Origin of the sequence: Streptomyces sp. NPDC059567 (genome assembly GCF_042735655.1) — a bacterium.
In the GTDB taxonomy this organism is placed as follows: Bacteria; Actinomycetota; Actinomycetes; order Streptomycetales; family Streptomycetaceae; genus Streptomyces.
In genome coordinates this window covers 1-10497 of record NZ_JBHWBS010000153.1, presented here as the reverse complement: position 1 = coordinate 10497, position 10497 = coordinate 1, and the positions used below count along the sequence as shown (strand labels likewise).

The 10497-nt window shown below is 68.8% G+C and carries 10 protein-coding genes and 1 pseudogene; 5 read left to right on the top strand and 6 right to left on the bottom strand.

What is annotated here, in order from left to right:
• Window positions 1-171: 171 nt before the first annotated feature.
• Window positions 172-329: pseudogene (locus ACFVZW_RS35570) on the top strand (DUF255 domain-containing protein); the annotation flags it as partial.
• A gap of 154 nt (window positions 330-483) precedes the next feature.
• Complete coding sequence (locus ACFVZW_RS35565; RefSeq protein ID WP_384530526.1) at window positions 484-696, top strand: hypothetical protein; 213 nt, start codon at window positions 484-486, stop codon at window positions 694-696.
• Between the two features lie 118 nt (window positions 697-814).
• On the opposite strand, the gene ACFVZW_RS35560 is transcribed toward ACFVZW_RS35565, so the two are convergent.
• The 5 genes from ACFVZW_RS35560 to ACFVZW_RS35540 all read right to left on the bottom strand — a co-directional run bounded on the left by ACFVZW_RS35560 (window position 815) and on the right by ACFVZW_RS35540 (window position 6296).
• The gene (locus tag ACFVZW_RS35560) at window positions 815-1348 is read right to left on the bottom strand and encodes a hypothetical protein (protein ID WP_384530524.1); all 534 of its coding nucleotides are present in this window, start codon (window positions 1346-1348) and stop codon (window positions 815-817) included.
• 26 nt (window positions 1349-1374) lie between these two features.
• Window positions 1375-3357, bottom strand: a complete 1983-nt coding sequence (locus ACFVZW_RS35555; RefSeq protein WP_384530522.1) for a hypothetical protein — start codon at window positions 3355-3357, stop codon at window positions 1375-1377.
• A complete protein-coding gene (locus ACFVZW_RS35550; protein ID WP_384530519.1) occupies window positions 3354-4517 on the bottom strand; it encodes a purine phosphorylase in 1164 nt (387 codons plus the stop codon). The genes ACFVZW_RS35555 and ACFVZW_RS35550 overlap by 4 nt, the downstream gene beginning before the upstream one ends.
• The gene (locus tag ACFVZW_RS35545; protein WP_384530527.1) at window positions 4518-5261 is read right to left on the bottom strand and encodes an NUDIX domain-containing protein; all 744 of its coding nucleotides are present in this window, start codon (window positions 5259-5261) and stop codon (window positions 4518-4520) included. It abuts the gene before it with no gap.
• Window positions 5262-5729: 468 nt separating this feature from the next.
• Window positions 5730-6296, bottom strand: coding sequence for a Uma2 family endonuclease (locus ACFVZW_RS35540; protein WP_384530516.1), 567 nt, complete (start codon window positions 6294-6296; stop codon window positions 5730-5732).
• A 229-nt stretch (window positions 6297-6525) separates the two neighbouring features.
• On the opposite strand from ACFVZW_RS35540, the gene ACFVZW_RS35535 reads away from it, so the two are divergent.
• Complete coding sequence (locus tag ACFVZW_RS35535; protein WP_384530513.1) at window positions 6526-8550, top strand: thioredoxin domain-containing protein; 2025 nt, start codon at window positions 6526-6528, stop codon at window positions 8548-8550.
• 45 nt (window positions 8551-8595) lie between these two features.
• On the opposite strand, the gene ACFVZW_RS35530 is transcribed toward ACFVZW_RS35535, so the two are convergent.
• Window positions 8596-9630 carry an LCP family protein gene (locus ACFVZW_RS35530; RefSeq protein WP_384530510.1) on the bottom strand — a complete coding sequence of 345 codons (1035 nt, stop codon included), beginning with the start codon at window positions 9628-9630 and terminating at the stop codon, window positions 8596-8598.
• A 151-nt stretch (window positions 9631-9781) separates the two neighbouring features.
• On the opposite strand from ACFVZW_RS35530, the gene ACFVZW_RS35525 reads away from it, so the two are divergent.
• Both ACFVZW_RS35525 and ACFVZW_RS35520 read left to right on the top strand, forming a co-directional pair.
• Window positions 9782-9988, top strand: coding sequence for a hypothetical protein (locus tag ACFVZW_RS35525; protein ID WP_384530507.1), 207 nt, complete (start codon window positions 9782-9784; stop codon window positions 9986-9988).
• A gap of 167 nt (window positions 9989-10155) precedes the next feature.
• The gene (locus tag ACFVZW_RS35520; RefSeq protein WP_384530505.1) at window positions 10156-10389 is read left to right on the top strand and encodes a chaplin; all 234 of its coding nucleotides are present in this window, start codon (window positions 10156-10158) and stop codon (window positions 10387-10389) included.
• Window positions 10390-10497: the final 108 nt, after the last annotated feature.

The following is a 10497-nucleotide window of genomic DNA, read 5'->3' as shown; positions in this document are numbered from 1 at the left end:
CCGCCGCGCCGCCCCCCGCCCCCCCCCCCCCGGGGCCCGGGGGCCCCGGGCCCCGCCCCCCCCCCCCCCCGGCCCCGCCCGGGCCCCCGCTTCTCGTATCAGTGCCCCGATCGTGCACCGCCCACCCGTGGCGTACGGGCGGTGTTTCCCCGGGTGCGCGAGGATGGGGCCATGCCGAACAGACTGGCCCACGAGACGTCCCCGTACCTCCTCCAGCATGCCGACAACCCGGTCGACTGGTGGCCCTGGTCGGCCGAGGCGTTCGACGAGGCGCGCCGCCGTGACGTCCCCGTGCTGCTCAGCGTCGGCTAAGCAGCTGTCACTGGTGCCAGTGAACTCGCACAAGGTGGTAGCCCTGAGCCTGAGCACGGCATCCGGGTTGAAGATCAACAGATCGAATCGATCGAGTGGGCACCCGACCAGTACGTCGACATTCGCCAGAGCCCTGGTCAGCCCACTGCATGCGGGAGTGTCCGATAGGGTGTGCGTTTCCTTCGGTCTCCTGCGCACAAGGACTACGACGACCGCACCGCGAAGTACGGCCGCTACGGCATCCCCGTCTACGCGGTGGTGGGCCCGTGCGCCGGGGAGGTCGCCGCCCACACCCAGCCCACTGGCTCCGTCTGCATTGCGGCCCACACGCACAAATACGGCTCGGCCAAGCTGCCCATGAAACTGGCCGACGGACGGACCTAGACCCTTGACCTGGACGAACTGGCCGGGCCCGAGTCGGACGCCTGCTGACTGTACAGCGGAGTTCGACTCGCACCCTGTGGCCGGAGGTGTCGTACGTGTGCCTGGCGGGGGCCTGGTGCTACCGCTCCGTACGACGCAGGAACTGCCAGCCCAGTACGGCCAGGGCGAGCGTCTGTCCGAGAGAAGCGAGCATGAGCAGGGGCTGAACGACGGGAGAGCACCAGAACGCGGTCGTGCAGACCATGGGCAGGACCAGGTACGTGAACAGGTCCACCGCGGTCTGAAGCCGCTTGCGCACGGTGCGACCCGCAACGTTGCGGTGGTAGATCTCCCAGCCGAACACTGCGCCGTGGGCGGAGGTGAGTTCCCCCAGGCGCGGTCCCAGCCGGTCGCGGACGTAGCAGCCGATCGCCGAGATCTTCTCGTCGTTGACCAGGTAGGTCCAGCCCAGGATCAGACAGATCGCGGGGACGGAGAGCAGCAGTCGGGACTGTCCGCTCTGGGCGGTGATCGCCACGACCGCAGTGGCTGCGGCGAGCGTGAAGTAGAGCAGGTTGTCGCGGAACCCTATGCGGGTCTTTTGTTCCTCCTTGAGGCGGTCGTACTCGGCCAGCAGGATCTTGCTCTCGGTGACGTCATCCGTGGAGGTCACAGGCACCCCTATGCTCGAGTTCAGGATCAGCCGGCGATCTGGAAGGGGGCCAGGCTGTCGGGGCCGTGCCGCTCGATCCAGCCTTTCCCGTCCGCCGCTACCCCCTCCAGGAGGCGGAAGGTGTGGGTGGAGCCGGCCGCGCTGAGGTTGATCTCGGAGATTTCTTGGGAATTCTCGGTCGGCGCCAATTGATGTGCGTCGGCGTCCTTGACGCGGATCTTCCTGGCCGGTCCGTTGGCGAGGAAGAGCTCTAGGTCGTAACCGACGTCGGCGTTCTCCGTCACCTGCACGGAGGTCAGCGCGTCGAACCGGTAGTTGCTCCGCTGCTCGTTCCTGCGGGTTCCGTCGGAGAAGTTGAACTCGGAGCTGATCTCGCGGATACCGTCCTGGGTGAACAGGAACAGGCGGAACACGTAGTGCGAGTACCGCCATGGGCCGCCTCGGACCCGGCCACGCTTGTAGGAAGGACCCGGGGCCACCAGGATGGTGTGGGTGATCAGGTCGCGCCAGGTGAGCCGGTGGTGCCGGAGTGCCTCATCGACGAACGAAGTCTTGTCGCAGGTGAGCCAGGTCTCCATCTCCAGTTCGCTGGGACGCAAATCGTCCAGGAGCGACTGCCAGCGCTGGTAGGCGATCTGTCGTGCGGTCAGCTGTTCGAGGTACTTTTGAGTCTCCCGGTCCAACCGGCGCTCTTCGCGCCGGACCTCCAGCCATCGGGAGGCGGTCGCGTGCCCGGACCAGGCCGCACCGAGCACGGCCAGGAACGCCCACAGAGGCCGCGGTTGGGCGGCGCCGGTGACCGCCGTGCCGAACGCGGCCAGAGCCGCGACACCGAGAACGGCAAGGGCCGCCACGGTCAGGGCCTTCGTCCTGCCCGGAGTCTGGTCCTGGCGGTGCTCATCGAACAGGGTGCCGTTGTTGTGGCGATTTCGGGCGTCCTCGGCGAGGTACCGGATCAGCCAGTCGACCCGCTCCACACCGATTCGGCTCTCCCGGTAGAGGTCCGCGATCTCGGCGGCGAGGCTGCTGCGGATCTGAACTGTGTGGGCGAGCCAGGCATCCGAGGTGAACCCGTGGGGCCTGCGAACGCTGAAGTAGTGATCGAACGAATGACGGACGCGCTTGGTGAACCCGTCCTCGGCGAAGGCGGGATCGGGCGGGTGCGGGACGTGGGCCTCGGCCGTGAGGCCCGGCGTGGGCTCCCGGCCCCACCACCGGACGCCGAAGCGGGCCGCGGTCAGGCCCGCGCCGAGTGCCACCGGTAACTCGACGATCGCCTGGGCCGGATCCGCGATCAGTGCCAGGGCCCAGAGGAGCGCACTGCTGATGACGAACAGGACCACCCGGACAGGGAGGGCCGCCTTGGCGGCGGCAGCGGTGCTCGGGCGGGGCCGAACGGCCCGCGCCCCGATGGGGGCGGGTGCGAAGTAGGCCCAGACCCGCTGGACCCGGTCGTTGCCGAAGCGTTCCGCCCTGGCCCGTCCGAGGGTCTCCGCCCACAGGTCGTCCTTCAGCCCTCCGGTGAGTATGACGTCGAGGTGGCGGAGGATCGCGTCGTACTGGCGGAGCGGCAGGTCCTGCAGCTGCTTCAGCACGGGGCCGGTCTCGCTGCCGGTGGTGCTGAGTACCGCCAACAGGTCGAAAGTGACGCGCAGGGCTTCCTTCCACTCGTCCTCGGCGTAGGTCCGCACGAGCCTGGAGGCGTAGCGCAGCCGCTCGACCTCTTCGGTGCTCAGGTCGTGGTGGGTGCGGGCGCTGAGCATGGCGAGCACCCAGTAGAAACGAACCTCCGAGCTGTCGTACCCGTGGACGATCGCATCAGTGATCATTTCACGGGCCCGGCTGGGGACGCCGTCCTCCAGGAGCCTTAAGCCCACCCGGTACTTCTCCTGCGGCGATGCATCCGGGTGGACGATGTTGATGGTGGAGTCGTGTACGACCTCGGCCTGGATCCCGATGGTGGAGTTGAACGCGGCCGAGCTGTACCGGGCACTGTCGTCGTGACTCATGGCAGGTCACCCGCCGCGGCGACCATGGGAGCCAACGCGGCCACTAGCGCCGGGCACTCCGCGACCAGTCCGCGCAGCCTCTTGAGCGTCATGACCGTCCGCTTCGACGATTCAGGGGTGCGCTCCCCGGCCGACCGGAGGGCGGAGTCCAGATCGGTCAGGGCCTCCCGGTAGCTGTCCTCGTCGAGGACGCCCTCGGTGCGGTGCCACCCCAGCTGATCGCGAAAACCGTTCAGTTCCGTGATCAGGTCCGTCGGGCCGGATGCCTTCGAGGACGTGTTCATGTGGACACTGCTGCCCGTGACTGAGCCGGCCATGATGCCGACGGTGCTGTTGTGGACGGTGTTGCTGACGCGCCGGTCGAACCGGTCGGCCGAACGGGCCCTGTCGTCCTGGGGCATTGCGGCCTCCTCCTGCTCGCCCACCAGTTCCACTGCCAACCGGATGGCGAACGCCGCCGCGTTCGCCGCGGCCCGCGGCTGCCAGTTACGGTCCTCCGAACTGTTCTTCGTGCCGTCCGCCCGGTCGCTGATCCCCCGGACGATGGCCACCGGCGCTCCGCTGAGATGGCCGGCCTGGGCCACACCGGCCGCCTCCATCTCGATGGCGAGCGCGTCGTTGTAGTGCTCTCGGATCCACTTCGCCTCAGCCGAGATCCTCGAGTTCTGGAGGATCTCGCCGGCGGCGATCGCCCCGAAACGCACCTGCGGTCCGTCCTCGTGACCGGGTGTAGGGTCCGCCCAGTCGTTCAAACGGGCCAGGTGCGAGGCGAGCTGGCTGATGCCGTGCGGCGCTTCCCATACCCGGGGACGGGCTTTGAGCCCGTCGTCCTCGCTGGTCCCGCCGTGATAGGCGTACACGTGTGACGCCATCACCACGTCACCCAGTTTGGTGGCGTCCCACAGGGCGCCGGCGACCCCGACGAACAGCACGGCCACCGGCGAGAACTCCTGGATCGCACGTTCGGCGATCACCGCGGCGGGAGCGTTCCCCTTGTTCGTCAGGCCGAGCGCGACGGGGCACGATGTGCCCCGTACGGTTCCCACCTCGAACCGGGTACCGCGCTCATGGCGATGCACCAGAAGATCCGCCAGCCTCTGGCGCACGGACTGGTATTCAAGATTGAGGGCGGTGAGAATCACCACTGGGCCCTTCGGCATTTACTCCTCTTCCCCTCTCGTGTTCTCTTCCGTCGCAGATGGCGCGGGTCGGATCAGCGGTGGGAACAGCACGGTTCTCGGGCCGGCCCGGTACAGCCGTGCGGGCCGTCCACCCGTGGTCCTGCGGTCCGTGCCGACGGGGACGATGAATCCCTTCGCGGCTTGGACCTTCCGGTAGAAATTGCGGGTGTCGAGTGTGGTGCCCCAGACGGCCTCGTACACCTGCTGCAGCTCTGCGATGGTGAAGCTCTCCCCGCAGAACGCTGTGGCCAGTGCCGAGAATTCGATCTTGGTGCGCGCGCGTTCGATCCCGTCCGCCGCGATTCGATGGTGGTCGAAGGCGAGGATCGCCTCGCCGGACAGGACGGCTTCTGCGGGAATCCACGCGGCATCGGTGGCATCCGTCCCCGCGACAGGGTCGGGCAGCCCCGGTGCGATCGCCAGGTGAGCTACGGAGACGACTCGGCCCCGCGGGTCGCGGCCCGATCTTCCGTACACGGCCAGCTGCTCAAGGTGCACCCAGCCGGAGGTCAGGGCCGTTTCCTCACTCAGTTCGCGGTGAGCGGCGTCCAGGATCTCCTCGCCATCGTGGCTCAGGAATCCTCCGGGCAGCGCGAGCATGCCCCGGAAGGGATCTTCGCCCCGCTCCACCAGGAGGACGTGCAGACGACTGTCGCGCAGCGTCAGGATCACGAGATCGACCGTCAGTAGGACAGAAGGAGGTGACCATGCGTCATCTTGCATGTCCTGCAAGGTACTTCAGTTACTGTCACTTGCACAAGAAGGGGGATGTTGGAGGTCGACTCACCGCTCGACCTCATGGCCGTGGCGCCCATGGATGGTCAGCTGGTGGTCGAACACGTCAGCTCGTACCTGCCTGCAGTGCCACGGTTTTCCAGCGCGCGACTGGCGCACTCGTGGCGCCGATGGCAAAGCGGGGCAGTCGTGGCCTGTTCGCTTCGATGAACCGCAACCGGATGCCGGGACCTGGGGCAGTTTCGTAGGTAGCTGCCCCGGTTGGTGTGATCTTCCGTCAGCGTGACCTTGATCAGTTCCTGACCGGGCACGGCTATAACGATCGCTTACGAGCTGGCATGGCATCCGCAGGTGGTGCATCCGGCCCGGAGGTGGGGAATGTTCCGATCGGTCCGCGAGCAACGACTATCCGAGCACTATCGGTCAGATGTCGAAGGCGGGGAGACTTCTCCGCCCTTACGTGACCCCAAGATCGACCGAGATGGAGAAAGGCACGGTGGCCTTCACCGTGCCGGTGAACATCTCGCCGTCCCTGTAAGCCTTGGTGGCGGGGTCGAGGACGTACGTATAGACGATCGGGACACCGGTGGCGGCCTGCTCGACCCGCCAGTAGAAGGGGATGCCGGCCTTGGCGTACTGGTCCACTTTCACGATTCGGTCAGTTGTTTCCGAACCGGGCGACACGACCTCGACGACCAGGAGCACGTGCTCGGGTCGGGTGGGCGTGAGGTCGATCGTCTCCGCCTGGTAGACGATGACGTCCGGACGACGGTTGGTGAGCGGAACGTCCTGCAGGCGGACGTCGAAGTCCGTGTCTGCGTTCCAGTCCGGGCCCGCGGCGGCGTCCAGAGCATTGGCCAGGACCCGAGCCAGCCGGTTGTGCCGTTTGGAGGCGCTCGGGCTCACGACGACCATCCCGTCCACGATCTCGATGCCGGCGCACTGCTCCTCGGACCAGGAGTCGTACTGTTCCGCGCTGATCTGCGCATGCATCCACGCGGGCGCCACCATCTCGGCGGTCATGGTGTACCTCCTTCGAGGAGCCTCGGCAGGTCCGGCGCTGCTGTGCTCAGCCTACTGTTCCGAGGTGTTCGGGCCGCCCGGGCCGGGGAGCGTCGGGAAGAGTCTGACGCTGACTCGGAGGAGAAGGCGCTGCCCACCATGTGATGGCCCACAAGTGCAATTCAGCCAGGCGGGGCGGGCTCGTGAGGGTTTCGTTGGTCGCGCGAGGCGCTGTGAGAGGCTGGGGCGTATGAACCGGTTGGCTGGTATGACCTCGCCTTATCTGCTTCAGCACGCTGACAATCCGGTCGACTGGTGGCCGTGGGGAGCCGAGGCGTTCGAGGAGGCGAAACGGCGCGATGTACCCGTTCTGCTGTCGGTCGGATACTCTGCGTGTCACTGGTGCCATGTGATGGCCCACGAATCCTTCGAGGACGACACCACCGCCGCCTACGTCAACGAGCACTTCGTCGCCGTCAAGGTCGACCGCGAGGAGCGCCCCGACGTCGACGCGGTCTACATGGAGGCCGTCCAGGCGGCCACCGGCCAGGGCGGCTGGCCGATGACGGTCTTCCTCACCCCGGATGCCGAGCCGTTCTACTTCGGCACGTACTTCCCGCCCGAGTCCCGGCACGGGATGCCCTCCTTCGGAGACGTCCTCGACGGCGTCTCCCGTGCCTGGACCGAGCGCCGCGACGAGGTCGGCGAGGTCGCCGGGAAGATCGTCAAGGACCTCTCCGCCCGCTCCCTCGCCTTCGGCGGCGACGGCGTCCCTGGCGAGGAGGAGCTGGCCCAGGCGCTGCTCGCCCTGACCAGGGAGTACGACGCGACACGCGGCGGCTTCGGCGGCGCGCCCAAGTTCCCGCCGTCGATGGTGCTGGAGTTCCTGCTGCGCCACTACGCCCGTACGGGAGCCGAGGGCGCGCTTCAGATGGCCGCCGACACCTGCGAGGCGATGGCCCGCGGCGGGATCTACGACCAGCTCGGCGGCGGCTTCGCCCGCTACTCCGTGGACCGTGACTGGGTCGTCCCGCACTTCGAGAAGATGCTGTACGACAACGCCCTGCTGTGCCGGGTCTACGCCCATCTGTGGCGAGCGACCGGAAGCGACCTGGCCCGGCGGGTCGCCCTGGAGACCGCCGACTTCCTCGTCTCCGAACTGCGCACCCCGGAGGGCGGCTTCGCCTCCGCGCTCGACGCGGACTCCGACGACGGGACGGGCAAGCACGTCGAGGGGGCGTACTACGTCTGGACCCCGGCCCAGCTCGCCGACGTCCTCGGTGCGGACGACGCCGCCTACGCCGCCTCGTACTTCGGCGTCACCGAGGAGGGCACCTTCGAGGAGGGCGCCTCGGTCCTCCAGCTCCCGCAGGACGTCGGCGTCGCGGACGGCGACCGGATCGCCTCGATCAAGGAGCGCCTGCTCGCCGCCCGCGACCGGCGCGAGCGTCCCGGCCGCGACGACAAGATCGTCGCCGCCTGGAACGGTCTGACGATCGCCGCGCTCGCCGAGACCGGCGCGTTCTTCGACCGCCCCGACCTGGTCGAGCGCGCGACGGAGGCCGCCGATCTGCTCGTACGGCTGCACATGGGCACGGACGCGCGACTGGCGCGAACCTCCAAGGACGGCCGGGTCGGCGCCAACGCCGGTGTCCTCGAGGACTACGCCGATGTCGCCGAGGGCTTCCTCGCGCTCGCCGGGGTCACGGGGGAGGGGGTCTGGCTGGAGTTCGCCGGGTTCCTGCTCGACATCGTCCTGGACCAGTTCGTCGCCGAGGGCGGGGCGCTGTACGACACCGCGCACGACGCCGAGGCGCTGATCCGCCGGCCCCAGGACCCCACGGACAACGCGGCCCCGTCCGGCTGGACGGCCGCCGCCGGCGCACTGCTCTCCTACGCGGCCCACACCGGCTCCGAGGCCCACCGCGCGGCCGCCGAGGGCGCGCTCGGAGTGGTCAAGGCGCTGGGCCCGCGCGCACCCCGCTTCATCGGCTGGGGGCTGGCGACGGCGGAGGCACTGCTCGACGGGCCCCGCGAGATCGCGGTGGTCGGCGCGGCCGGTGACGACACCGCCCAGGCCCTGCGCCGTACCGCCCTGCTGGCCCCCACCCCCGGCGCGGTCGTCGCCTTCGGCGCCCCGGACAGCGAGGAGTTCCCGCTGCTCAAGGACCGCCCGCTGGTGGACGGAGGAGCGGCCGCGTACGTCTGCCGTCACTTCACCTGCGACGCGCCGACGACGGACCCGGCCGAGCTGGCCCGCAAGCTCGCACGCTGAACGGCGGCCCCGAGCCGTCTGCCACCCGGCGGCGGCTCGGCGGCGTCACGGGCACACGAGCGAGGCGCCGCCGGCCGGCCGGTACTCGCCGAGGCCGCGCGGGATCTCGCTCGTCTGCTTCGCCGGGGCCTTCGGCAGCGGTCGCTCGGCGCGCAGCGCCGCGAAGATCTCCGCCGCCCGCTTCTCGTCCCAGGCGACGCTGGAGCCCACGCCCGTGATCGTGGGGTTGAAGCGACGGATCGGCACGGTCGCGAACTCGGTTCGGTCGGGGGTGAGATCACGCAGCCGCACGGCGAGCGTGAAGATCTCGGTCACGGACAGCGAACGCTCCGTCTCCGCCGTACCGCGCACCGTCGAGGCCAGCGCCCACAGCCGGGCGGGATCCTCCAGGACGCCCGCCCGGATCGTCTTCCACATGTTGACCACGAACTTCTGCTGCTTCCGCATCCGCCCGAAGTCCATGTCCCCGTCCCGCCGCGAACGCACGTACTGCAGCGCCTCGCCGCCCTTGACGTTCCTCGTCCCCGGAGCGAGGTCGATCCCGGTGACCGGGTCCTTGAGCGGCTGCACGGTGCAGATCGGCACCCCGCCGTCGACCTGGTCCACACCGTCCATGAAGCGTCGGAAGTCGATCTCGAGGTAGCGGTCGACGCGTGTGCCCGTCATCCGCTCGACCGCTTCGAGGGTGTGCTTCGGCCCGCCCTCCGTGTGCGCGGCGTTGAGCTTCGCCGGGTGTGCGCCGTGCACCTTGCCGGTCCGCTGGTCGACGTGACCGGCGGGGAACGCGGTGAGCGAGTCGCGGGGCAGACTCACCACGCTGACCCGGTCGTTGCGGGCGGAGACGTGCACCAGCATCATCACGTCCGTGCAGTCGCAGCCCTTGCCGCCGGCGTGATAGCGCTTCAACTCCGCCGCCGTGAGACCCGCCCGGCTGTCGACCCCGGCCACGAGGACGGTGAGCCCGCCGTCCGGACCGGGCAGGGCCGCGGGGGCTCCGGCGATCGCCCCCGAGGCGAGGGCGACGAGCGCCGCCGAGGCGAGTACCAGCCGACGCGGGCGCGAGGATTTCCTGACGGACACGGGCAGTCTCCACCGGCTCGGAATCAATAACGCCCGCACCGTATGCCGTTGCCTGTCGCACACAGGTTCGCGACGCGGCGTGGCCCGGTTGAATCACCCTCCTGCGGGGTCTGTGAAATGATGCGGGAACCACAGCGTATGGGAGGAGAAGATGGCACCCGATCCCGGGAAATGGGAGCGGATGGCCTTCATTCCGAAGAGCCGTTATGTGGCCGACCCGCCACCACCTGTCGACCGGGGACCCGTCCCCGTCTACTCCCAGCTGGTCCAGCAATGGGCCCTGGCGGGCCGCACGGTGCCGGGGATGCCGGACCGCGAGTGGGAACGTCTGACGACGACACCGGTCTGGCCGCGCTGACCCCGAGGGTCAGCGCAATGGAGTGAATACCAATCGACCGGCGATAAGCCGGTTTCCTTTTCGGGGCATGGTCGTTGTGATGTGTGCGGCGGAGGCCGGGCGTTGTAATGCACGGCGATTCGCGAGATCCGTGAAATTCCGTCCGCCGCGGAAAGGACTTAGACGAAATGAAGTGCAAGAAGGCTGCGGTCGTCGTCGCCGGTCTGTTCATGGCTCTGGGTGCGGCCTCCCCCGCGCTGGCGGACGCCGACGCGCACGGTGTCGCGGTCGGTTCGCCGGGTGTCCTGTCGGGCAACGTGGTCCAGGTTCCGATCAACATCCCGATCAACATCTGCGGCAACAGCCTCAACCTCATCGCTGCGCTGAACCCGGCGGTCGGCAACGTCTGCATCAACCACTGACGGGGCATCACCCCGCAGCGGAGACATGCTGAGGCCCGGCCGGCCCGGGGGGCCCCTACTCCCGGCCGCACGGCCGATCGCAATGCCCGCCCCGCCGCGTGCCCCCGG